The sequence below is a fragment of the Methylocystis sp. genome, assembly GCF_051062815.1.
In the GTDB taxonomy this organism is placed as follows: Bacteria; Pseudomonadota; Alphaproteobacteria; order Rhizobiales; family Beijerinckiaceae; genus Methylocystis.
The window spans coordinates 1-20,479 of record NZ_JBPFDU010000065.1 but is presented as its reverse complement, the minus strand read 5'-3'; the positions used below and the strand labels follow the sequence as shown (position 1 = coordinate 20,479).

Genomic DNA, 20,479 nt, shown 5'->3' with positions numbered 1-20,479 from the left:
GCGCTATGAAAGTCGCATTCGCAACCCAGGATTTGAAACGCGTTGACGCGCATTTCGGCTGGGCCAAGAACATCGCGATCTACGAGATCGGACCGGAAGGTCACGAATTCGTCGAGGCCATCCAATTTGACGGCGATCTCAAGGAAGATGGCAATGAGGACAAGCTCGCGCCGAAGATCGACGCGATCAAGAATTGCGCCATCCTTTACGTCGCTGCGATCGGCGGCTCTGGCGCGGCGCGAGTCGTCGCCAACAACATTCATCCGATGAAGGTCAATCAGCCGGAAGCCATCTCAGACCTCCTGGACAAGCTCCAGGAAGTGTTGAGAGGCGTGCCGCCGCCATGGCTGCGCAAAGCATTGACCAAGGGAAAAGAGCGCGTGCTCGATTTCGAAGAGTGAGGAAGCCCATGTCTGAACCTACCGCCGTGCTCGAGAAAACTCCGGTCGCCGAGCTTCCGTTCATGAAGGAGCTCATTAAGGTCTGGCGCGCCCAGGACACGCATGGGACCTGGGAGACGAAGTCCGACCTCGATCTTTTGGCTCCCTATATCCTCGACAAAGAAGCGCGCCGCGCGCTGCCGATCATCGGCGATCCCGACCCCGAGACGATCTGGCGCATGGAGCTCTTCTTCAACGCCATCGCGCTCTCCATCGAGCGCGCCACGGGCGTCATGATCTCGCCCATGCTGAAGATGAGCCACGAGGGTTTCGGCCGTATGGTGCTGATCGGCGGACGCTTGATCGTCGTGAACAAGCAGTTGCGCGACGTGCATCGCTTTGGATTCGACAGCTTCGAGAAGCTCGCGTCGGAGGGCGACAAATATGTTCAGTCCGGCGTCGAGATGATCGAAAAATTCCCTGACGTCGCAAAATACTGAGGTGAGCGATGAGTGAGATCGACGATCTGAAGGCCGAAATCAAAAAGCTTTCGGCAAAGGCCATGCAGGCCAAAATGGATTTGCATGACCTTTCGGAAGAACTGCCGATCAATTGGCCCACCATCCCCGAGGTTGCGCAAAAGGCGCATGAAGCTTTCGCCGAGCTGGAGAAGAAGCGCGCGAAGTTGAAGTCCCTGGAGACGGTCTAACTCGAGAAAGAAAGCATACGGCCATGTCACAAGCGACGCGCGATGGGCGCGATTGGTGTCCAGAATACCTTGTTGCGATCGATCCCGGTAAATGCATCGGTTGCGGACGCTGTTTCAAGGTGTGCGGTCGCGATGTGATGACGCTGAAAGGTCTGAACGAAGACGGCGAACTGGTTGCGCTGGACGACGATGAGGACGAAGAGGTCGAAAAGAAAATTATGGTGATGAATGATACCGGCGCCTGCATCGGCTGCGGCGCCTGCGCGCGCGTGTGTCCGACCAATTGTCAAACGCATGCGGCGGAAGACGTAGCGCTGGTCTGAGTAAAAAAATGCGAGCCTCCGTGCAGGGGGGCTCGCAACACAAAGCCTAATTTGCACTACTCGATGCCCTGCTCGCGCGCCTTCCACATGGCGGCGATGCGAAAGCGCTCGGCAATCGCGATCGGATCGGCCAGCATCATCGCCTGAGCGTCGGCGAGCGCCTTCCTGACGATCGCCGTCTCTTCCGCGTTCAGCGCAACACGGCCGGCCACATGGGTGGCGTCCGGCATGATCGACCAGATTTTTCGCTTCGCGGGGTGCATCTTCACCTCGGTGAGATCGACCGCTTCTAGAGCGCCGTCAAGATAGAGCGCAAAGCCTTTCACTTCGAGTTTTCGTCCATCCTCAGTGATCTTCACGAGAGTCGTCATCGTCACTCTTCCTGTTGCGCGAGCCAGCCATAGCCGCCCTGATCCCAAAGTTGGGCGAGCAGCTTATCTGCATTCCAATCGGGAAATTGGATCTTCAATTCGTCGTAGTCTTTGAGAAAGCGCGCAGCGTCGTCATCGCGCAGTTCGGCGATCATCCCGTCGGCTTTGTTGTGGAGCGTGAAGCGCGTCCGATCGGCCGCGGCGGAGAGCGCATATTCATCTCCCATTTCGAGCTCATGGTCGTCGCGAACGCTCACACGCTGCACTCCTTGTTAAGCTGCGGCCGCCGCCGCTTGTTCGGCGCGCTCCCACTCCGCCCATGATCCGTCGTAGACCGCGACATCGCTTCGTCCGAGGAGATAGAGCGCCAAGGCGTCCATGCAGGACGTCATGCCCGAAGCACAGGTGGCAACGATCGGCTTGCCAAGATCGACGCCAGCTGCTTCGAATCGCGCGCGCAACCCCTTGGAATCGAGGAGCACGCCTGTCTGCGGATCGACCAGATCGGCCCAAGGCACGTTCACGGCGCCCGGAATATGTCCGAGTTTCTTGAACGGAAAAACGTCAGCTTGCGAGCCGTCGAATTTGCCCGGCCCGCGCCCATCGACGATCTGCTCGCCGCCGTTCGCGACAGCGCTCTTCATTTGATCGAAATTGCGCACGAGTTCCGGCTTGAACGTCGCCTTGAACGTCCTGGGTTGGGGACGCACCGGCGACATTTCGGTCGGATGTTTGGCGGCGACCCATTGGTTGAATCCGCCGTCGAGCATCGCGACATTGTCGTGGCCGAAGACGCGGAACATCCACCACACGCGCGCCGCCGCCGAACCGCCGAAGAGCCGATCGTAGACGATCACGCGATCGCCGTCTCCGATGCCGAGCAGTCCGACCTTTTTGGCGAAGTCCGCTGCATCCGGCAACATGTGCGGCAGATCGGAATTCGGATCGGCGATGTGATCGACGTCGAAATGGACGGAGCCCGGCAAATGCCGGCCGCGATATTGATTGCGGCCGTCGAGATTGGTGCTCGGATGATGCCAGGTGCAGTCGAGAATGCGAATGTCGCCGTCGCTCAGATGCTCGGCTAGCCATGCCGCGCTGACGAGCGCGCCGGTCAGGGGTTCAGCCATCGGTCGGACCTCTTGTCTGCAAGTTCACAATAGTCGCGCGTCGCCATGCGTCACGGGGCGACGGGAAGCGGATAGCCGGAGCGCGGACGCGTGCCGTAATAGTCGGGCCGCTCTGGCCAGTCGCCTTGCTTGATGGTGAATTTGACCACCTTCACCGGGGCGCCGGGCGAGCAGGAGACCTCGGCGAATTTGATTTCACGATCGCCGCTGCCGGCGGAAAAATCCGCGACCACCGTGCCGTCGGCCTTGCGGGCGCGCGCAAATCCGGGCGTGCCGGTCGTGGACGCCGGAACGGACTCGGCGACGAACAAGGGCGTTTCAACGCCGTCGGTGGAGGGACCAAACGCCGGCGAGGCGAACGTAAAGGCCGCCAGCACGCCACTGCGGTCGACCGCTATGTTCGCCGTCGCGGGACGCGCGACGGAGTAGACGGTCAACGTGCCGCCGCTCAGCAATTCCTTCAACTCGTCCGGCGTGCAGTTGGCGAATTCGGTGGCCAGATTCATCTTCGACTCCTTAGCTGTGCAACTCCAGCCGGGAGGTTCAAGTTTCGTGCCATGACGTCCGATAGCTCAGCCGTTCGCGCGTCGCCGAGAATCTTGCACAGTAATTGCTATTCCCTGCATCGAACAGGGAGCGGACGACGCAACATGTTGGACGTGGCGATCATCGGCGGCGGTTTATGCGGGTTGGCGCTGGCGCGAAAGCTCCACCTGCGCGGACAAGACGTTGCGATCTTTGAGGCGCGCGATCGCCTTGGCGGACGCATTCTCACGGCGCGGCGCGGCGACGGCGGCTTGGATCTCGGCCCGACGTGGTTTTGGCCGAAGACGCAGCCGCTGATCGCGCAACTCGTCAAAGAACTCGCGCTGCCGGATTTCGCGCAGCATGACGAAGGCGCCGTGCTGCATTTACGCGAGGCTGAAAAAAGCGCCGAACGCATCGAAGACAAGCGCCTTTACGACGACGCGCGGCGTCTGCATGGTGGGATGGCGATCTTGGCGGAGGCTTTGGCCCGCGCACTGCCGGCGGCCAGCATACATCTTGGTCACGAGCTGGCGAGCCTGCGCGATTGCGGCGACCATGTGATGCTCGCATTCAAGACCGGCGAAGAACCCATGGAGATTGCGGCGCGCCGCGTCGTACTCGCCCTGCCGCCGCGCTTGCTGCGCGAGACCGTTCGCTTCACGCCGCCTTTGGACGAGGCGACGGACCAAGCCATGCTTGGCGCCGAAACCTGGATGGCGGCGCAGGCGAAGGTTGCAATGGAATATCGCGACGCCTTTTGGCGCGAGCAGAATCTCTCCGGCTCCGCCTTCGTCACGCATGAGCAAGCCGTGATCGGCGAAATCTTCGACGCCTGCGACATGGCGGCGGGTCTTCATGCGCTTGGCGGCTTTCTTGCCCTCAACGCCGACTTGCGCGAGTCCTTCGGCGTGGGTCTGCCGGTGTTGCTTGAGAGTCAAATCTGCAATGTGTTCGCCCGCAATGTCGAACCATTGCACATTCACTATCAGGATTGGGCGAAGGAGCGACTAACGTGCAGCGCGGCCGACCGCGCGCTGCAGGGCGGCGACGGTTCGCACGACGTGGCGAATCCTCTGTTGCGCCAGGCGCTGTGGGATAAGAAGCTGTTTCTGGGCGGCTCGGAAACCGCGGCGCGCAACGCCGGCTATCTGGAAGGCGCTTTGGACGCCGCGAGACGCATCGAGCGCGTCTTGGCCGGCATCGAGGCGAAAAAGGCGACCTCCGGCGACGCCCTCTTCGACGATATGCCGGCGAACGAGGCGAGTCTGGCGCGTTTTTCCGCTTGGGTGGACGCGCGCGCCGATGAGGTTTTCGAAAATTATCGCCGGCGGCTCAACCGCGCCCTGGCGTCGCAAGAGCGCGACAATCTTACGCAGGTGGCCGTGCTCGGGGCGATGGAAGAGGTGTTCCAACAGGCGCTGAGCCTGTTGGCGACGCTTCCTTTCGACATGGACGACGTCGCGATCGAACGTGGCCGCACGGCGCTGACGCCGCGCATCCAAAAACCTTTTGGCGATCTGCTGCAGTCGATCATGGACGACGTGGTCGCCTTCAACCAGACGTCCTGCGCCCTTTCCAACTTCCCGGGCGAACATAAATTGTCTCAGGATTACACCCGGGTCATCATGCAGGACATTGCCGCGGCCTGGCGGGAATTTTCGCTCGCGGCGAATGGACTGTTGCTGGCGAAGCGGCGCGAAGCGCAGGAGCAGGAGATGTCGCGATGAGCGAGCAGGGTACGACGATCGAACGGGACGAGGCGGCGCCGGACGTTGTCGTCTACGCGTTTTGCGCGATGAGCGACATTCCGAGCCAGAAGGCGCGCGGCTTCAACCTCGTGCGGCTCGACGACAACGGCGAAGAGAAGCCGTTCCCGATCGTCGTCGTGCGCTGGGGCAAGCAAGTGTTCGGCTATCTGAACAAATGCCCGCACGACGGCGTCAATCTCGACTGGGAGCGAAATACGTTCCTCGAGCCAAATTACGGCCTCCGCTTGATGTGCGGCAAGCACGGGGCACTGTTCGAGCTTGGCACCGGCATGTGCATCGAGGGCCCGTGCAAGGGACGCGGCCTCGTTCCGGTCGATCTCGTGGTCGTCGACAACGACATCTGCGTCGTCGGCGTCAAACTGGCGGAAGATGTCGACGAAGACGCCGAGGAAGGGGAATGAAGCGGGCGTGATCCGCATCGCGATTGAACCGCTCTCTAGAGCGCGCTCCGATTCCACTTCTTTGCGGCGCGCTCTAGAGAGCAGGGACAGTGGCGATCAGAGCCAGTATACGGCCTGCTCAGACCGTATCAAACCGGGCGGTTTTCGTTGCGGTTCTTGACCGGCTCCATGCGCTCGACCCCCTGCTGATAAGCGATGACTTCGTAAGCGTCGTTGAACTTCAGCGCAGTGTCGAGAAGAACATCAAGCTTGCCGCCGGTGTCGAGCTTCTTGATGTCGTTCTTGTCGACCATGGCGAGATCCATCATCTCCTTCCACACCGTCGACTCGTCGCAAGGCAGCACATTGTAAGTGATCTCGCCGAGCTTGACGCGGAACTTCGCCAGCAGGTCGATATTGTTGCAGAACATGAAGTAAGCGCCAGTGGGCGAGAGAAGATCGCCGATCACTTCATGGGCCGCTTCGAGATAGGCGAAATTATGCAGATAGCCGGCGAGGATCGGGATCGTCGCTTCGCCTTCGTTCGCGTAGGTGAGCACCTGCTCGATGCTAAAGTCCGGCGGCCGCTTTTCGTCGGCCAGCTGCGCCTGGAATTTGAGCGCGATGTCGCCCCGAAAACCGAAACGTCCCGGCTTGCCGGTAGGCCCCTTAAGCACTGCGTTGAGCAGGCGGCCCTCCCGATCCAACCGAGCAAGGGCAGTCTTCTCAATTTGAGTCATCGACAGTTCTCCGCTTTGCAATCCAAACGCAGCATCCGCGCGGGGGATCCTTCGTCACGCCGCGCCTCATGCAAAAACTTCGCCGCAGTTTAGCAGCGTCGATAGGGCGATTGGCGCGACGGAAGCGACACGGCGCGGCTGGCAATGTGCGAAACATGACAAAGCCGCCCGATATTCCGGGGCTCCCGGGCTGTTTAGCGCGCGATTGTCGCGGCACGTGAATTGCTTTGAGTGAGGCAGCCGCATTTGGATACTGGAAGAGCGACATGATCAACCTGACCGACAGCGCCCTAAATGCAGTGCAGACGGCTATTTCCAGCGCCGCCGATCCCGTCGATGGGCTGAGGATCATGGTGGAGGCCGGCGGCTGTGCTGGCTATCAGTACAAAATGGGTCTCGTGCGCGAAGCCAGTCCCGACGACACGGTGATTGAGCGTAGCGGGGTCAAGGTGTTCATTGACAACACCAGCCACGAACTCCTGACGGGCACGACCATCGACTATGTCGTCGCGGTGCAGGGCTCCGGTTTCACCTTCGACAATCCGAACGCGCAATCGAGCTGCTCCTGCGGCAAGTCGTTCGGATAATTTCGGCCCGACTTCACAATTCATGAGAGCGCGTCCGCGGGACTGCGTTGCGGAGGACGAAGCTATGCTGCACGATCAGAAAAGCGAAGAGGCGGGCCAGCTCGAAGCGGCTCCGTCGCCGGAGCGCGAGCAGGTCATTCGCGCCGTCATCGACGAGATTCGCCCCAATCTGCGCCGCGACGGCGGCGACTGTGAGCTCATCGAAATCTGCGGCAACAAAATCATGGTGCGACTCACCGGCGCCTGCGTGCTCTGCAAGTTGAGCAGCGCCACGCTCGAGGGCATCCAGGCCAAGCTGATCGAAGAGCTCGGCGAGTTCGTGCGGCTCGTGCCTGTGCCGGGTGCTGCGGCGCGTCTTTGAGCGAGAGGGTCGATGCGGCGCGTCTATCTCGACAATAACGCGACGACGCGCACCGACCCTGAGGTCGTGGCGAAGATGCTGCCGTTTTTCAGCGAGGAATTCGGCAACGCCTCTTCATCACACGGCTTTGGCGTCGAGGTTTCGGGCGCGGTTCGAGAGGCGCGGCGCAGCGTGCAGGCGCTGCTCGGCGCGGCGCATGATCACGAGATCGTGTTCACCTCAGGCGGTACGGAATCCGACAATGCGGCGATCTTGGCCGGGCTCGCGGCGCGCGAGGGTCGCGACGAGATCGTGACCACCGCCGTCGAGCACCCCGCGATCCTGTCGCTCGTCGAACATCTGCAAAAGACTCGCGGCGTCACCGTCCATCTCATTGGCGTCGACGCGCGCGGGCGCATCGATCTCGACGCCTTTCGCGCCGCGCTGGGGCCGAAGACCGCGATCGTCTCGGCGATGTGGGCGAACAATGAAACCGGCACGCTGTTTCCCGTCGAAGAATTGGCGCGTCTCGCGCATGAGGCTGGCGCTCTGTTTCACACCGACGCTGTGCAGGCGGTCGGCAAGATTCAGATTGATCTCAAAACGACGCAGATCGATTTCCTCTCGCTTTCCGGACATAAGCTGCATGGCCCGAAGGGAATCGGCGCGCTCTATGTGCGTAAGGGAACGAAATTCGCTCCGTTCCTTCGCGGCGGCCATCAGGAACGGGCCCGCCGCGGCGGAACGGAGAACGCGCCGGGGATCGTCGGACTGGGCGCCGCCGCCGAATTGGCGCGATTGCGCCTGCAAGAAGACGCCGTCCATATCGCGGCCTTGCGTGACAGGCTCGAAGCCGGCGTGACGCAGCGGATCGGCCAGTGTCAGGTTTCCGGCGACGTCGACAATCGGCTCGTCAACACGTCCAATATCGCCTTTTCCGACATAGAGGGCGAAGCGATATTGACCCATTTGGATCGCGCCGGCATCGCCGCCTCAACCGGCTCGGCCTGCACAGCGGGATCGACCGAGCCGTCGCATGTGCTGCGCGCGATGAACGTGCCGGAAGAGGCGTTGCATGGCGCGATACGCTTCTCCCTGTCGCGAGAAAACACGATTGAAGAGATCGACGATGTGCTGGAGACGCTGCCCGGCATCGTCGCCAAGTTAAGGGAAATCGCGCGGGCCTCGCGCCATACCGACGCGCAGCTGCTCACGAACTAGCGCGGGCGCGATGACCGCGCCAAAGGAGTCAATGTAATGAAGATCATGATCCGCCGTTCGCCAGAGACCGGCTTGTCGATCTACGTTCCCAAAAAGGACCTGGAAGAGCCGATCGTTGAAACCGAGCACGAGAGTTTGTGGGGCGGCTGGATCAAGATCGCCAACGGCTGGGTTCTCGATCTTCCCGAAATGGCGGCCGGCACTTCGCTTCCGATAACGGTCAATGCGCGCAAGCGCGGCGAAGGGGAGTGAAGCGATGAACGCGCCATTTGACAGCTATGTCCTCCTTGAAGGCGATAAAGCCGAAGACGTGCTCGGCAAAATCGCCGCTGAGCTGAAGACGGGGGCCGTTATTCCCTATATCGGTCCTGGGTTGACGCAGCTCTCGCCAACCGAGGTGCCAATGACGCCCGAGACGCTCGCCGCGTTTTTCGGGACAAAGGTTGCGCTGCCAAAACGCGCCAAGGGCAACTGCTGGGCAAGCGCGCAGCACATCGAGAACATGAAGCATCGCTCGACCGTGTCGGCGTTGATGTCCCAGGCCTTCACCGACAGCATCGCGCCGACGCCGCTGCATGCCTACCTTGCGTCGCTGCAGCTGCCGATGATCGTTGACAGCTGGTACGACGCGACGATGCGTTCGGCGCTCGAAGGCCGCAGCGGCTGGGGAGAGATCCAGGGCATCACCCGCGCCGGCATCGGCGAGGACCGCTGGTACCGGTTCTACGAAGCCGACGGAACGGAAACCACCAAGGAAAAAGCCGAGGCCTGGAAGACCGTCCTCTACAAGCCGCATGGCAGCATTGCGCCCGCCAAGAATTTTCTGATCTCCGACGCGGATTACGTCGAGGTGCTGACAGAGATCGACATTCAGACGCCCTTGCCCGAAGCGGTAAAGAATCGCCGGTCCGAGCGCAGCTTCCTGTTCCTCGGCTGTCGCTTCCACGATCAATTGTTGCGCACGTACGCGCGGCAGATCATGAAGCGCTCGACGACGACGCATCACGCCATCGTCGATCCGGCCGCGCTGACGAAAAACGAGCTCAAGTTCCTCACGATCCAGGGGATCATACCGATCGCGCTGCCCATCGATCGCGCTTGCGAGATCCTGATTCGTTAAGGGATCGTTACCCTATTCTCACGCCTGGGCGCGGCGGCGGGCGAGCCCGCCGAAGCGCTGGCTCATTCGCGCGTCGGCGGAAGATGCATGGCCGAAACTGCCGTCGCGCCTTCAGCGTAAGAGCGCCAAACAAATTTCGACGGATGTTGCATATTTTACATTCATTCTTGAATGCCACGTGTCGCTTGTCAGCAAAGGTACAGGCCCGCAAGGCCGTTTCGGTTGACCTCTTCACACTGCTGCGTGGCACGCATGTTGCCTCTTCTCCGGCAAAGCGACAAACGCCGCTTTGCGGTTCCATCACGCAGTTCGAAAGCGCCGGTTTTGGGTCGATCACCAGACCGAATCCCGGCGGAGTGAGCAGCGTGAAATAGCAAGCCGGCACCACGGAAGAAGACAGCGATGAGCAACATCGTTCGCGACAGCGAAGCTTGTGAACTGACTGCGCCGCCCGTCTTTTCCTTCGGCGAGAAAGTGAAGGCGAAGCGCACGATCCGCAATGACGGGACATACGCCGGTAAGGAGATCGGCGAGGTCCTCGCCAAGAAAGGCGAGGAAGGCTACGTCGTGAGCATCGGCACGTTTCTCCAACAATTCTATATCTACGGGATTGAATTCACCGAAAGCGGCAATCGGGTCGGCATGAAGCGCAAGGAGCTCGAATCTGCTAATCCGCGCGACGATGTCGATTTGCCGCTGCCCTGAGGAGTGTGAACGTGTTTGAACCGCGACTGCCGAAATATCAGTGGGGTCAGAGAGTGAAGACGCTCGTCGATCTGGTCAATGATGGGAGTTATCCCGACGAGCAACCGGAGGCGCTGCTCGTCGCCAATGGCGGTTTGGGCGAAATCGTGCAGGTCGGATCGCACACCGATTCGAACACGCCGATCTATCTCGTGGAATTTCCCGACGGCCGTGTCGTCGGTTGTCTCGAGGAAGAGATCGCGCCCCTGTAAGAGGAGCGACGGCGAGCATGCGATCGACGGTCACGACGCTCGGTGGCGCCGCATCGGCTCAGCCGAATGAATTCGACTACAAGCGCATCGTGCGCGCCTTGGAACAACGGCGTCGCTACCGCTATGTCACGCCAGTCGTGATGAAAACTGCGAACGGCTATCGCATTCAGAGCCCGTGTTGTTCGCGGAACGTCGATCCGGACGGCGGCGTCATCGATATCGCCTTGGTGCTCTTCGACGAGCGCAAAGGCAATTGGCGCCTTCTTCGCAAGGACCATGCAATCGGCGTGTGGGAGCTGGACAGCGAGTTTCCACGTCTTGCTGAGTTGCTCGACCATCTCAAGGAAGACGCCGAGCGGCGCTTCTGGCAGTGAGTTCGATCTCGACAGAGGATAGATCATGGCGATCAGCGATGTGGAATTGACGGAGATCGAGAAACTGCTCGGGGCCGAGGCGACGCCGGCGCTTTCGGAGCTGCGCGCTAAATTTTCTCATCTCTCCTGGACGCGCTGCGACGTGTCGGACGTGATCGAAACGCCTTTCCGCAGCTTCACGTCCTGCGATGTGCATTTGCTCGACGGCGCCGATCATTGCGTGACGGTTACCGACGATCCGGCGCGCGCCACGGGCGTTATCGTCGCCTTCCGGGGGAGTTTGCGATGAATGCGCGGGCCGAAGTCGACGATACATTCCAAGCAAAGCCGTCTGCGCCGGCCGAGGCGTTGGGCGGCGATCTCATTCCGCTTTCCGACCCCGACATCACCCTCGACGACATTGCCGCGGTCGAGGCGGTGCTGCGTTCCAGCCGCTTGTCCAGCGGCCCGGTGATGGAGGCTTTCGAAGCCGCCTTCGCCGCCTATCTCGGGCGCAAATACGCCGTGGCCGCGCCAAGCGGCACGATGGGGCTATTGCTCGCGCTCGCCGCCTACGAGATCGGTCCGGGCGATGAAGTGATCGCCTCTCCGCATTCCTTCCGCGAAACCGTGCATGCGATCGCGCTTGCCGGCGCCAAGCCGGTTTTCGCCGACATCGACTATTGGTCCGGCGTCATCGCGAGCGGAAAGATCGAGGCGCTGATCACCGACAAAACGCGTGCGATCGTGGCGAGCAACACCAACGGCCATCCGGCGCAATGGGCGGAGCTGCGCGACATCGCAACCAAGCATCGGCTCGTGCTGCTCGAAGACTCCACCGAAGCCATCGGCTCCAAATACAAGGGCGCGCTCGTCGGCACGTTCGGAGACGCGTCGGTGTTCGATTTCTCGCAGCCGGGGCCGCTGGTCTGCGGCGAAGGCGGGATGGTGGTCACCGACGACATCGACGTCGCCGTGGCGATGCGGCGCTTTCGCGCGCATAGACCGAGCGAGCGAGCGTCGGTCGTGGTGGGTTCCAGCGCGCCCTATCAGGCGGCGATGAGCGACATGAGCGCGGCGCTGGGCATGGCGCAGCTGCGAAGGCTCGAAGAAATCCTCGAGAAGCGCAAGCTCATCGAGCACTACTACTTCAAGCACGTCAAATCCTTCGAAGGCATCAAGGATCCCTTCATCGGGCCAGAGGTCGACGAGGTGCACTGGTTCCTTTACGTCGTTCACCTCGGCACGCGCTTCAGCAAATCCAGCCGGGACTCGATCGTCGAGGATCTGCTCGTCGAAAAGGTGGAAGCCGCGGCCTACAGCAATCCCTTGCATACGCAGCGGCGCTATTTCGATTACGGCTATCGTCGCGGCAGTTTTCTCGTCGCCGAAAAGGTTTCGGACCGCGCCGTCGCGATGCCTTTCCACGTCCATCTGCAAGAGCGCCAAATCGCATTCATCGTGCAGACGATGAAGGAAGCGTCGATCAATGTCGGCGCCGGCGCCGCCATTTACTAATCGTCTAAATCCCAACCAGGAGTATAGAAATGCCGACCGTAACCATCATGCCCTCCGGAAAGACGGTGGACGCCGCCGAGGGCGCGACCTTGCTGCAGATCATCATGTCGAGCGGCGAGGAGATCAATCACAAATGCGAAGGAAAAGCGCAGTGCGGCTCCTGTCACATCTACGTGCATGAAGGCCGCAAGGGCATTTCGAAGATCGCGCGCGAAGAGAACGAAAGGCTCGACACCATCGTCGGCATCGGCTCGAAGTCGCGCCTGGCCTGCCAGGCGAAGATCCTCGGCACGGAAAACGTCAAGGTCGAACTGCTCGGTTTCGCGTCGGGCTTATAAGGGAGGAGGGAGAAATGTCTTCCGACATCGTCATGCTTCATGTTCGCTTTGCGCCCGACGGCAGCGTCGCGGAAATCAGCGAACGGCCGGCGCCGAATTCCGCGCAGGCCTGGTTTGACTGGGTCAGTCTCAGCGCGCCCGACGCCTATCAGGGGCTTTCGGGCGGTCGTGGCGTGTTCCGCATTACACGCGACAAGCTTGAGGAGCTGCGCGCCGGGATCGCCGCCAACAATGCGGCGGCCTGATCCGGCCCGTCGCGTCGCGTAAAAGTCTCCCTTCCGCGAGACGTATTGCGGAAGGGAAGCTTGGTTTCAGCTCAGGAAGGTTTCGGCGAAGCGCGCGCGCTTTTCGGCCGTATCGAGTCCCTTCGCAATGGGCCATTTATTGTCGTAAAAAAGCGAATTGACGGCGCGGCTGACTTCCTTGCCGCGCAAATACCAGCGCACCACGCCATCGGGAAAAATCACCGCGGGGCCGTCTTCGCGATGCACGATGCCGTCTTCGACGCTGATCTGCGTCCCGGCGTAGAGATAGCAGCCGGCGAGGCGCGAAAGATCATCTTGATTGCGTTCGTCAACCTGCAGCATGACCACTTTTCGCCTCCGCTGATAGCCATCGATACATACGACGAAGCAATAATCGCGCTTGGCGCAGGGTTCGGCAAGAATAATGCTTGTTCACGCCCGGGACGCTGCGCGAGGAAGCATGTTGTCTATCAGACATTGTCGCGCGCCGAAAATTCCGCTCTCGCGCGCGATGCGCCTACGCGGAAGCGGATAGACGACGACGGGGATTTTGGCATGCAGGGCGATGTGAGTCTCTATGTCATTTGCGCGCTCGACAGTCTGGAGCGCGGCCAAGCGGCGCCCTTCAGCCTGTCGCGCGTCACGGATGAAGGAGAAACGCGCCCCTTTTCGATTTTCGTCGTTCGGACCGAAAACGATCAATGCGTCGGCTATGTGAACATCTGCCCGCACCAGGGCTCCTGGCTCAACATCGGCGACGGCAGATTCTTTAGCGAGGATGGTCAGAGGTTGCGTTGTGGCAGGCACAAGGCCGAATTCGACTTGGAGACGGGCGTGTGCGTTAAGGGGCCGTGCGTGGATAAAATGATCGAGCCCGTCGCGCTCGTCGTGATGGATGGCGACGTGTGCCTGTGCGGCGTCAAACTCGCCGAAGAAGAAATATCCGACGACGACGATCTGGACGAAACGATGGAGATCATGATCCATCCAGGCTGAGTCGCGCAGCGGATGGCATGTATGAAAGGCGCCTGATGACCGTGGCTGAATTGATCATGAAATTGGCGGAATTGCCGCAGGAGGCCGTGGTGCTGATCGACAGCGACGGCGGACTTTCTCGCGTCAGCGGATTGGATTTCGTCGAGGGCCAGGGGCCAGGCGCGCCGGCGGAAGTCATCCTCGCGCCGAGTCTCGACGAATGAAGGTTCGCCTGCCGCCGGCTGTCGCCTGAGCCTTCACTCGGGATTCGCTGAAGTTTCTCCGTGCAGCGGTATACCGAAGAAAGCCTCGTCGTCGCCTCCCCAAGCCTTATGCAGCGCGAAAGCTTCGCGCCACCGGATTTGCTCGGCTTCCGTCGCGGCGCGATGGGTCACTTTCCCAGCCGGCTTTTCGGCGAGAAGAAACGCCTTACCGTTGCGCAAGAATCGATTGAGGTCCTTCGTGTCGATAGGGCGCACAACGCAGCGCGGGTCTTCATCGATCAGAATGGTCGTCGGCAGCATGAGCGCAGCTCCCGTAGCGATGGATCAAAAGCCTTCCGCCTTGCTTCCCCAGGGGTGTGAGCCGGGAACGAGCGAGGCCTTGATTCCCGCCTTTTCAATGTCGGCGAGGGTTTTGTAATAGGTGCCTTCATGCATGAGCGCGCCGCTCTTGGTCATGATCGCCACATAGCGCGCCACAGTATCGGCTTCGCATAAATAGCCGCCGCCCGGATCGCTCGTGCTGCGCGCATTGCCGTCCCAGTCGATGAAAAAGCCTTCGACAGCCATGTTCCCTCTCGCATTGATGTTTGATCCTCGCGCCGGAGGGCAGCAAGTTTCTTGCCAAGGTCTTCGGCGTTGCAGCAGGGAACGAGACTTGCTTGCTGAAGGAACGTTCGCGCGCAAAGCATCCCAAGCGCACAATCGAAGGAGAAGCAGGTGGCTGACCTCGCGCATAGAAATGCGTCGCTTGAAGACATGAGAGACCTATGGGCCTTGATGCGGCAAACGGCCGCCGACATTCCGTGTTCGATTGAAAGCGAAAGCGATCAAGAGCGAGCGCTGACGGAAATCATGAAGTGCTGCACGGCGGAATTCTCGCCGGTTATTCTCGATGCGAAGCGCAATGTCGTCGGCGCGTTGTTGGCGCGTCGCGACGAACTCGATTGGGGTCTGCGCAACACTGAAACGATCAACGTCTCGCTGGCGGCGGTGTCCGCCAGCCATCGCGAGAACGGCGCATTCAAAGTGCTGATCGACGCGATATTGAAGCGCAATGCGCCGGTCTATGTCGAAGTGAAAGCCGGCGACGCGCAGGGGCTGGCCGCGGAACTCAAAGGCTGCGGCTTCTCCTTGACGAAGACGGAAGAGGGCGCAGAACTCTATAAATGGGAGCCGGTGGCGGAAGCCAAAGCCGCCTGAACATCGCTTCCAAAGCGTGGAGCGGGCGGGTCTCGCGCCGCGCTCTAGGCGCTCTCGTCTTGCGCTCCATAATCGGCGTAGGCTTTTTCCAGCAAGGCGACACAGGTCTTCAGACGCTGATACTCCGCCTTGTCGACCAGGACATTCTCCGCATCCGACGCCGGGCCGGGCGTTGGCGGCTTGGCGGCCTGGATCGCCTCGAACATGGCGGCTTGCAGGCGGAAGATGCGCTCGCTGGCGCGTTCGAGATAGGGCAGCGGATTGGCGCGAATATTCGCCTCATGCAGCGCGTCGAGTTCCAGTAACTTTCCGAAGCGCCGCTCGGTGAGGCGGTTCGACAAGCCGAAATCATGTTCGATGACGCTCATGATCGTCGCTCCTTGTTGGCCTGATCTTTTTGGCCAGAAGTTCTGATGGGCTTCAATCCTTGCATCACAGCGCGCAAGGCATGGCTCGTCAATTGCACGGGTAGGGCGCGTCGCTGAGACAGCGTGGTTTTGCAAAGCGCGCGCCAAAGGAGGAGCCGGCGGATGAACGAACTCTATGCGATTTGTCAGACGGGCGAGATCGAGGACGGCGACGCCACCGGCTTCATTCTGATGCGGATCGAGGAGACCGGCGCGCCAAAGCCCTGGCCGATCCTGATCACGCGCAAAGGCAATAATTTCTACGGTTTCGAGAATGCCTGTCCGCATAAGGGCGAGCGTCTCGACTCGGAGCCTGGGCATTTTCTCGACGTAGAAGGGAATTTCCTCACCTGCGGCCAACACCAGGCGCAGTTCGATCTCGACACGGGACACTGCTTCATCGGTCCCTGCCAAGGCAAGAAGTTGCAATCCATTCAAATCGTGATTGACGACGGCGATGTTTGCCTCACCGGCGTGGAGCTCGCCGAGGAGGACGGGCTCGGTCTCGAAGAGCCGGACGAGGCTCCCGAAGTCATGATCACGTCTGACTGACGGAAAACGGCCAGCGTAGATCATGCTTCTGGGCGGAGCATTGGAGAAGCGCGCCGCCTTCCTGCATCACATCGACGACAGTGCGCCGACGTTGCGCGAGGTTTCAAACCAACCGCGCAACAACGAACCCTTCGTCGCAACCTCGGAATCAAAGGGACGTCGGCCGGAGACATGGAGTTCGGCGATTGCGTGCGAGGCTTATCTGCGCTCGCTGTGCCGGTGGGATTGTCGGATCGCGCTCAATAGCCCGAATCTAAAAAACCCTCTCGTCTCCTCCCCGGCGACCGCCCGCAATTGCCGTCGGTGCGTTCGTTGGACGACGGCGCCGCATGCGCCAAGGCGCTTGCGGCGAAGCGCGTTCTCACGCGTCGGGCGGACCCATGTCGTCGCCGCTCTTCTTCTTTTTCTTGTCGACCTTGGCCTGCGCATAGGAGCCCGAGTTCTTCAGCGCGATCGGCTTCTGACCCTCGACATACTGCGAGATCCAAAACAAAGTGCGCTCGCGCGCCGATTGCGCGGCGGCTTCATTGAAACTCTCCGCGGCGTCGAAATTGAAACCGTTGCGCACCTCGGGATAGGAGAAGGCGCTTACGTCGGGTCGCTGGGCGCGAAATTGGACGATTTCTTCCATCGGCAACGACGGATCATTCTCGGGGAGGTGCAGCAGCGTCGGAATTTTGCGCTTCACCCAGCGCTCCTCTGAAATTCCGGCCGGATAATAGCTGATCGCACAGGCGACGTCGCTGAGACTATTGGCCGAAACATAGGCGAGATAGCCGCCCCAATCATAGCCGACGATCGCCACCTTGCCGACGCCCTTCACGGCGTCGACAGTGGCTTGAATATCTTGCAAGGCGGTCGTCACGGAAGGGCCGTCGCTCTCACCCTCCTGAGTCGCGAGCGCTGGCGCGATTGCGACATAGCCCTCAGCAGCGAAGCCTTCGACTTCCTTTTGCAGATGTGGCGTGACGCCGTAGACGTCCGGCAGCACCACGACGGCGCCTTTGGGAGCCTCAGTGGGTTCGGCTCGATAGGCGGAAAAACTGCGCCCATCTCCGGAAGTGAGTTCGATCATGACGGCCTCGATGTGCAGCAAAGTGACGGAAGCTCTCGAACGAGAGACGGCGGAATCATGTCACGCCTGCACATCCCATTGCGAATATCATGCCTGCATGACGCGACGCATCGTTCGACGTTTCGCCAAGCGACTCTCGCTCAGGAGTCGAAAAATCCCAATTCCAGCTTCGCTTCGTCGCTCATCATGCTCTGATGCCACGGCGGATCGAACACGAGATTGATTTTTACGCTCGCGACTCCATCGACTGCATCAACAGCCTTCTTCGTCATTCCGACCATTTCGCCGGCGACGGGGCAGCCTGGCGCCGTCAGCGTCATGTCAATGTCGATGTCGCGTCGATCGATAACGTCGATGCGATAGATCAGTCCCAGATCATATATGTTCACCGGAATTTCCGGGTCGAACACGGTCCGCAGCGCAAGGACGACTTCTTCATAAAGCGCCTGCGCCTCGGGCGAAGAATCGCTGCGTCCGACGCGACTGTTCGGCTCGGAAAGCTGTGTCATGTCGCTTCGTGGTTCCATCTGAGTATCCTGCGTGACGCGAGCCGCGTTCGCGACTGCTCAGTTCAAACCAGCAAGTAAGGCGCCAGTCAGCTTTGCTGAGGCTGGACTGAAATTTGCAATCATTCCACGTCCACGGTCCGCGGCGTCATGGTTGAGCGCCTTCGTTTACGAAGCGTATTTCGCACAGAGCGCCGTGTTACAATCCTCACAAAGGCTAGGTACAGTATGTCGGAAGCGCCTGAAGAAGAATTTGAGCTGCCTCAACTTTATAAGCGACATGTCTTTGCGTGTTTCACGCAGCGGCCGCCGAACCATCCGCGCGGCAGCTGCGGCTCGCTCGGCGCGCAGCCGCTTTGGGAGCGGCTCGGCAAGCGCGTCGAAGCGGATGGCGGCGGCGAAATTGGCTTCACCTCCGCGGGGTGCATGGGGTTTTGCTCAGCGGGGCCCCTGATGGTGGTGTATCCCGAAGGCGTCTGGTATCGGCCGACGACGGCGGAAGACATTGACGAAATTTACGACTCGCATCTCAAGGGCGGCAAGCGCGTCGACCGCTTGGTGATGATTTTGTCGCGCTGAGCGCTTCCGAGTATTCAAGACATTGCGCTGGAGGCCGCGAGCAACTCGCGCGCCTCCGCGTGGATGCGTCCCACCATCGACTTGAAGCCGTTGGAGCGTTGCGGCGTCAAATGTTCGCGTAGGCCAAGACGCTCGAACAAGGCGACAGGATCCGCCTTCAGGATTTCCGCGCCGGTCTTGCCGGAGCAGAGCGCCAGCAAGATTGCAACGAGGCCGCGCACGATATGCGCGTCGCTGTCGCCGCGGATCATCAACGCCGGTTCGCCGCCGGTCACGTCGGAAATCGTCGTCGCCAGCCAGACCTGGCTGGCGCAGCCGGAGACTTTATTCCGATCGTTCTTCAACGCATCGGGAAGTGGCTCGAGCATTTTGCCAAGTTCGATGACATAGCGGTAGCGGTCTTCCCAATCGTCGAGCAGCGAGAAGTTTTCGATGATGTCGTCGATCGTCGTCATGTTTCGACCATTCCTTCAGCTTTGAGCCGATCGCGGCGCTGGCGAGACGCGACGCGCAATACTTGCAGGCATTCGATGTTCGCCGCGAGATCAAGCGCCGAAAATCCGTCGACGTTCTCTTCCAGGGGATCTGCCCCAAGCGCCAGCAAGAGCGTTACGACCGCGGTCTTGCCCGCCGACGCCGCATAGATCAGCGCCGTCGAGCCGTCGGGATTGCAATGGTGGACATTGGCCCCGGCGGCGGAGAGCAACTCGATGGCCTCCACGCCGTCTTGCTTGCACGCCAACCAAACCGCATTGTTGCCATCACGCGTCACGGCGTGGAGATCCCCGCCCTTTGCGATGATTTCGCGTAGCACCGGGACGTTCGCCTCGGCTGCAGCTCGAAGAAGCGGCGAGATGCCGTCGGCCCCGACGGCGTTCACTTCCGCCGGAAAGCCTTGCATCTTCAACCATTGCGTCAACTGTGGGGTAATGCCGTCACTCCATCGCAGCGCCGACGAGACGTCGGCGTATTGACTAAAGCAGCCCTAATTGCACGAGCGGCTTGGCGCCGCCACGCCCGAGAACCGTATCAACCTTCTGCCGTACATTCTCGATCTTCAGCGGTTTCACCAATATGCCATGCGCGCCACGTTTCATGGCGTCGACCGCGAGCGGCTCGTCCGCCTTATCGCAGACGATCAGTATGCGAACGCCGGCGAAGCGCTCCGTCAACTCCGTAAGGAGCGAGACGCCACTGCTCCTTAGAAAAGAAGCGCCGAGCAGAATGACGTCCGGCTTCAGCCAGCCGACGCCCTTATCATAGGCTTCCTGGATGCTGGCGACTTCGTGGGTTTCGATCTCGTCATGCAGCATGAACTGAAGCGCGGCGCGCACGATCTCGTCTTCGTCGAGGACGAACACCCGCCGTTGATCGACCGCCTTCGCGGTTTCGACGCCAATCTGCATTCCTGCTCCTTTCGATGATACGCCGCCAAATGCCGTGCAGAAGATAAGAAGCAAGCTCTGTTCCAAATGTCGCGGAGCAACGAGCGGGGTGCGATGTTCTGTTCACAACAAATGTCGCGACTGTCGGCTTCCTTCACAAAAACAGCCGAAGTGGGATGCGCTCATCGATTGATCAAATCATTATAAAATAATGAACTAGCCACTAATGCCGCACTGGCACGGCCGTTGCTACCTGTCGAATGCGAGTGAGGGCTGAACGCACGCCTACGTTACGCCGAGCGATGTGTTCCTTCCCTTAACCCGCGACCAGTTTCTGATGCATAGGAACTGCCCAGTATCTCTGGGTAGCTGTCGAAGGGCTCAAGAGGAGACAGACATGTCGTCACTACGGCAAATCGCATTTTATGGCAAAGGGGGCATCGGCAAGTCGACGACGTCCCAGAACACGCTGGCCGCTCTGGCCGAGATGGGTCATCGCATTTTGATCGTGGGCTGCGATCCGAAGGCGGACTCGACGCGCCTCATCCTGCACGCCAAGGCGCAGGAC

At 60.5% G+C, this 20,479-nt stretch carries 38 protein-coding genes; 24 read left to right on the top strand and 14 right to left on the bottom strand.

What is annotated here, in order from left to right:
• Positions 1-5: 5 nt before the first annotated feature.
• From nifX to fdxB, 4 genes are read left to right on the top strand one after another with little or no spacing between them, the layout of a single operon-like run.
• Positions 6-401: a nitrogen fixation protein NifX gene (gene nifX, locus ACR65W_RS10600; RefSeq protein ID WP_018406761.1), complete on the top strand. Its 396-nt coding sequence runs from the start codon at positions 6-8 to the stop codon at positions 399-401.
• 8 nt (positions 402-409) lie between these two features.
• A complete protein-coding gene (locus tag ACR65W_RS10595) occupies positions 410-880 on the top strand; it encodes a NifX-associated nitrogen fixation protein (RefSeq protein ID WP_434501298.1) in 471 nt (156 codons plus the stop codon).
• 8 nt (positions 881-888) lie between these two features.
• Positions 889-1,089 carry a CCE_0567 family metalloprotein gene (locus tag ACR65W_RS10590; RefSeq protein ID WP_014892109.1) on the top strand — a complete coding sequence of 67 codons (201 nt, stop codon included), beginning with the start codon at positions 889-891 and terminating at the stop codon, positions 1,087-1,089.
• Between the two features lie 23 nt (positions 1,090-1,112).
• Positions 1,113-1,412 (top strand): ferredoxin III, nif-specific, encoded by a 300-nt coding sequence (fdxB, locus tag ACR65W_RS10585; RefSeq protein ID WP_026222705.1) that lies wholly within the window; start codon positions 1,113-1,115, stop codon positions 1,410-1,412.
• Between the two features lie 56 nt (positions 1,413-1,468).
• Here fdxB and ACR65W_RS10580 read toward each other — a convergent pair whose 3' ends face one another.
• Genes ACR65W_RS10580 through ACR65W_RS10565 form a run of 4 tightly spaced genes read right to left on the bottom strand, consistent with a single transcriptional unit; the run spans position 1,469 to position 3,419 of the window.
• On the bottom strand, positions 1,469-1,783 hold the full coding sequence (locus ACR65W_RS10580) for a hypothetical protein (protein ID WP_175094061.1): 315 nt from the start codon (positions 1,781-1,783) through the stop codon (positions 1,469-1,471).
• Positions 1,784-1,785: 2 nt separating this feature from the next.
• On the bottom strand, positions 1,786-2,040 hold the full coding sequence (locus ACR65W_RS10575) for a hypothetical protein (protein ID WP_434501299.1): 255 nt from the start codon (positions 2,038-2,040) through the stop codon (positions 1,786-1,788).
• Between the two features lie 15 nt (positions 2,041-2,055).
• Positions 2,056-2,913, bottom strand: coding sequence for a sulfurtransferase (locus tag ACR65W_RS10570; protein ID WP_434501300.1), 858 nt, complete (start codon positions 2,911-2,913; stop codon positions 2,056-2,058).
• Positions 2,914-2,963: 50 nt separating this feature from the next.
• Entirely contained in the window at positions 2,964-3,419 is a 456-nt protein-coding gene (locus ACR65W_RS10565) for a hypothetical protein (protein WP_434501301.1), read from the bottom strand.
• A gap of 144 nt (positions 3,420-3,563) precedes the next feature.
• On the opposite strand from ACR65W_RS10565, the gene ACR65W_RS10560 reads away from it, so the two are divergent.
• On the top strand, positions 3,564-5,168 hold the full coding sequence (locus tag ACR65W_RS10560; protein ID WP_434501302.1) for a flavin monoamine oxidase family protein: 1,605 nt from the start codon (positions 3,564-3,566) through the stop codon (positions 5,166-5,168).
• Positions 5,165-5,611, top strand: coding sequence for a Rieske (2Fe-2S) protein (locus ACR65W_RS10555; protein WP_434501303.1), 447 nt, complete (start codon positions 5,165-5,167; stop codon positions 5,609-5,611). The genes ACR65W_RS10560 and ACR65W_RS10555 overlap by 4 nt, the downstream gene beginning before the upstream one ends.
• A gap of 128 nt (positions 5,612-5,739) precedes the next feature.
• On the opposite strand, the gene ACR65W_RS10550 is transcribed toward ACR65W_RS10555, so the two are convergent.
• Entirely contained in the window at positions 5,740-6,330 is a 591-nt protein-coding gene (locus ACR65W_RS10550; protein WP_434496866.1) for a hypothetical protein, read from the bottom strand.
• A 266-nt stretch (positions 6,331-6,596) separates the two neighbouring features.
• Here ACR65W_RS10550 and ACR65W_RS10545 point away from each other — a divergent pair, with 266 nt between their 5' ends.
• The 12 genes from ACR65W_RS10545 to ACR65W_RS10490 all read left to right on the top strand — a co-directional run bounded on the left by ACR65W_RS10545 (position 6,597) and on the right by ACR65W_RS10490 (position 13,008).
• Positions 6,597-6,917 carry an iron-sulfur cluster assembly accessory protein gene (locus tag ACR65W_RS10545; protein WP_014892118.1) on the top strand — a complete coding sequence of 107 codons (321 nt, stop codon included), beginning with the start codon at positions 6,597-6,599 and terminating at the stop codon, positions 6,915-6,917.
• 64 nt (positions 6,918-6,981) lie between these two features.
• A complete protein-coding gene (locus ACR65W_RS10540; RefSeq protein WP_434501304.1) occupies positions 6,982-7,278 on the top strand; it encodes a NifU family protein in 297 nt (98 codons plus the stop codon).
• A 12-nt stretch (positions 7,279-7,290) separates the two neighbouring features.
• Positions 7,291-8,478, top strand: a complete 1,188-nt coding sequence (gene nifS, locus ACR65W_RS10535; RefSeq protein WP_434501305.1) for a cysteine desulfurase NifS — start codon at positions 7,291-7,293, stop codon at positions 8,476-8,478.
• 36 nt (positions 8,479-8,514) lie between these two features.
• Positions 8,515-8,730, top strand: a complete 216-nt coding sequence (gene nifT / locus ACR65W_RS10530) for a putative nitrogen fixation protein NifT (RefSeq protein ID WP_018406774.1) — start codon at positions 8,515-8,517, stop codon at positions 8,728-8,730.
• A 4-nt stretch (positions 8,731-8,734) separates the two neighbouring features.
• Entirely contained in the window at positions 8,735-9,598 is an 864-nt protein-coding gene (locus tag ACR65W_RS10525; protein ID WP_434501306.1) for an SIR2 family NAD-dependent protein deacylase, read from the top strand.
• 402 nt (positions 9,599-10,000) lie between these two features.
• A complete protein-coding gene (locus tag ACR65W_RS10520) occupies positions 10,001-10,303 on the top strand; it encodes a nitrogen fixation protein NifZ (protein WP_434501307.1) in 303 nt (100 codons plus the stop codon).
• Between the two features lie 11 nt (positions 10,304-10,314).
• Positions 10,315-10,554 carry a nitrogen fixation protein NifZ gene (locus tag ACR65W_RS10515; protein ID WP_434501308.1) on the top strand — a complete coding sequence of 80 codons (240 nt, stop codon included), beginning with the start codon at positions 10,315-10,317 and terminating at the stop codon, positions 10,552-10,554.
• A gap of 17 nt (positions 10,555-10,571) precedes the next feature.
• Positions 10,572-10,928, top strand: a complete 357-nt coding sequence (locus tag ACR65W_RS10510) for a DUF3024 domain-containing protein (RefSeq protein WP_196394310.1) — start codon at positions 10,572-10,574, stop codon at positions 10,926-10,928.
• Positions 10,929-10,953: 25 nt separating this feature from the next.
• Positions 10,954-11,217, top strand: coding sequence for a hypothetical protein (locus ACR65W_RS10505; protein ID WP_196394311.1), 264 nt, complete (start codon positions 10,954-10,956; stop codon positions 11,215-11,217).
• Positions 11,214-12,425, top strand: a complete 1,212-nt coding sequence (locus tag ACR65W_RS10500; protein WP_434501309.1) for a DegT/DnrJ/EryC1/StrS family aminotransferase — start codon at positions 11,214-11,216, stop codon at positions 12,423-12,425. The genes ACR65W_RS10505 and ACR65W_RS10500 overlap by 4 nt, the downstream gene beginning before the upstream one ends.
• Positions 12,426-12,454: 29 nt before the next feature.
• Complete coding sequence (locus ACR65W_RS10495) at positions 12,455-12,763, top strand: 2Fe-2S iron-sulfur cluster-binding protein (protein ID WP_109024514.1); 309 nt, start codon at positions 12,455-12,457, stop codon at positions 12,761-12,763.
• Positions 12,764-12,777: 14 nt separating this feature from the next.
• Entirely contained in the window at positions 12,778-13,008 is a 231-nt protein-coding gene (locus ACR65W_RS10490) for a hypothetical protein (RefSeq protein WP_123174921.1), read from the top strand.
• Positions 13,009-13,074: 66 nt separating this feature from the next.
• On the opposite strand, the gene ACR65W_RS10485 is transcribed toward ACR65W_RS10490, so the two are convergent.
• Positions 13,075-13,350: an aldehyde dehydrogenase gene (locus ACR65W_RS10485; RefSeq protein WP_434501310.1), complete on the bottom strand. Its 276-nt coding sequence runs from the start codon at positions 13,348-13,350 to the stop codon at positions 13,075-13,077.
• A gap of 213 nt (positions 13,351-13,563) precedes the next feature.
• On the opposite strand from ACR65W_RS10485, the gene ACR65W_RS10480 reads away from it, so the two are divergent.
• Positions 13,564-14,004, top strand: a complete 441-nt coding sequence (locus ACR65W_RS10480; protein ID WP_434501311.1) for a Rieske (2Fe-2S) protein — start codon at positions 13,564-13,566, stop codon at positions 14,002-14,004.
• A gap of 17 nt (positions 14,005-14,021) precedes the next feature.
• Positions 14,022-14,207, top strand: coding sequence for a hypothetical protein (locus ACR65W_RS10475; protein WP_434502642.1), 186 nt, complete (start codon positions 14,022-14,024; stop codon positions 14,205-14,207).
• A gap of 33 nt (positions 14,208-14,240) precedes the next feature.
• Here the strand turns inward: ACR65W_RS10475 and ACR65W_RS10470 are convergent, their stop codons facing one another.
• Together ACR65W_RS10470 and ACR65W_RS10465 are read right to left on the bottom strand one after the other, a co-directional pair.
• Complete coding sequence (locus tag ACR65W_RS10470; protein ID WP_434501312.1) at positions 14,241-14,507, bottom strand: hypothetical protein; 267 nt, start codon at positions 14,505-14,507, stop codon at positions 14,241-14,243.
• A gap of 24 nt (positions 14,508-14,531) precedes the next feature.
• Positions 14,532-14,774 (bottom strand): hypothetical protein, encoded by a 243-nt coding sequence (locus ACR65W_RS10465; RefSeq protein ID WP_014892134.1) that lies wholly within the window; start codon positions 14,772-14,774, stop codon positions 14,532-14,534.
• Between the two features lie 150 nt (positions 14,775-14,924).
• On the opposite strand from ACR65W_RS10465, the gene ACR65W_RS10460 reads away from it, so the two are divergent.
• The gene (locus ACR65W_RS10460; RefSeq protein ID WP_434501313.1) at positions 14,925-15,407 is read left to right on the top strand and encodes a hypothetical protein; all 483 of its coding nucleotides are present in this window, start codon (positions 14,925-14,927) and stop codon (positions 15,405-15,407) included.
• A gap of 44 nt (positions 15,408-15,451) precedes the next feature.
• On the opposite strand, the gene ACR65W_RS10455 is transcribed toward ACR65W_RS10460, so the two are convergent.
• Positions 15,452-15,775 (bottom strand): hypothetical protein, encoded by a 324-nt coding sequence (locus tag ACR65W_RS10455; protein WP_424374938.1) that lies wholly within the window; start codon positions 15,773-15,775, stop codon positions 15,452-15,454.
• 162 nt (positions 15,776-15,937) lie between these two features.
• Between ACR65W_RS10455 and ACR65W_RS10450 the strand changes: the two genes are divergently transcribed.
• Entirely contained in the window at positions 15,938-16,366 is a 429-nt protein-coding gene (locus ACR65W_RS10450; RefSeq protein WP_434501314.1) for a Rieske (2Fe-2S) protein, read from the top strand.
• A gap of 361 nt (positions 16,367-16,727) precedes the next feature.
• Here ACR65W_RS10450 and ACR65W_RS10445 read toward each other — a convergent pair whose 3' ends face one another.
• Both ACR65W_RS10445 and ACR65W_RS10440 read right to left on the bottom strand, forming a co-directional pair.
• The gene (locus ACR65W_RS10445) at positions 16,728-17,441 is read right to left on the bottom strand and encodes a dienelactone hydrolase family protein (RefSeq protein WP_434501315.1); all 714 of its coding nucleotides are present in this window, start codon (positions 17,439-17,441) and stop codon (positions 16,728-16,730) included.
• Positions 17,442-17,581: 140 nt separating this feature from the next.
• Positions 17,582-17,950: an SUF system Fe-S cluster assembly protein gene (locus tag ACR65W_RS10440; RefSeq protein ID WP_124740198.1), complete on the bottom strand. Its 369-nt coding sequence runs from the start codon at positions 17,948-17,950 to the stop codon at positions 17,582-17,584.
• A gap of 225 nt (positions 17,951-18,175) precedes the next feature.
• On the opposite strand from ACR65W_RS10440, the gene ACR65W_RS10435 reads away from it, so the two are divergent.
• On the top strand, positions 18,176-18,526 hold the full coding sequence (locus tag ACR65W_RS10435) for a (2Fe-2S) ferredoxin domain-containing protein (RefSeq protein ID WP_434501316.1): 351 nt from the start codon (positions 18,176-18,178) through the stop codon (positions 18,524-18,526).
• 14 nt (positions 18,527-18,540) lie between these two features.
• Here ACR65W_RS10435 and ACR65W_RS10430 read toward each other — a convergent pair whose 3' ends face one another.
• From ACR65W_RS10430 to ACR65W_RS10420, 3 genes are all read right to left on the bottom strand, one after another.
• Positions 18,541-18,981: a SufE family protein gene (locus tag ACR65W_RS10430; RefSeq protein WP_434501317.1), complete on the bottom strand. Its 441-nt coding sequence runs from the start codon at positions 18,979-18,981 to the stop codon at positions 18,541-18,543.
• The gene (locus ACR65W_RS10425) at positions 18,978-19,427 is read right to left on the bottom strand and encodes an ankyrin repeat domain-containing protein (RefSeq protein WP_434501320.1); all 450 of its coding nucleotides are present in this window, start codon (positions 19,425-19,427) and stop codon (positions 18,978-18,980) included. The genes ACR65W_RS10430 and ACR65W_RS10425 overlap by 4 nt, the downstream gene beginning before the upstream one ends.
• Positions 19,428-19,500: 73 nt before the next feature.
• Positions 19,501-19,932 carry a response regulator gene (locus ACR65W_RS10420; RefSeq protein ID WP_434501318.1) on the bottom strand — a complete coding sequence of 144 codons (432 nt, stop codon included), beginning with the start codon at positions 19,930-19,932 and terminating at the stop codon, positions 19,501-19,503.
• A 376-nt stretch (positions 19,933-20,308) separates the two neighbouring features.
• On the opposite strand from ACR65W_RS10420, the gene ACR65W_RS10415 reads away from it, so the two are divergent.
• Positions 20,309-20,479, top strand: a 171-nt coding sequence (locus ACR65W_RS10415) for an AAA family ATPase (RefSeq protein ID WP_434502175.1), incomplete at its 3' end; no start/stop codon positions are given.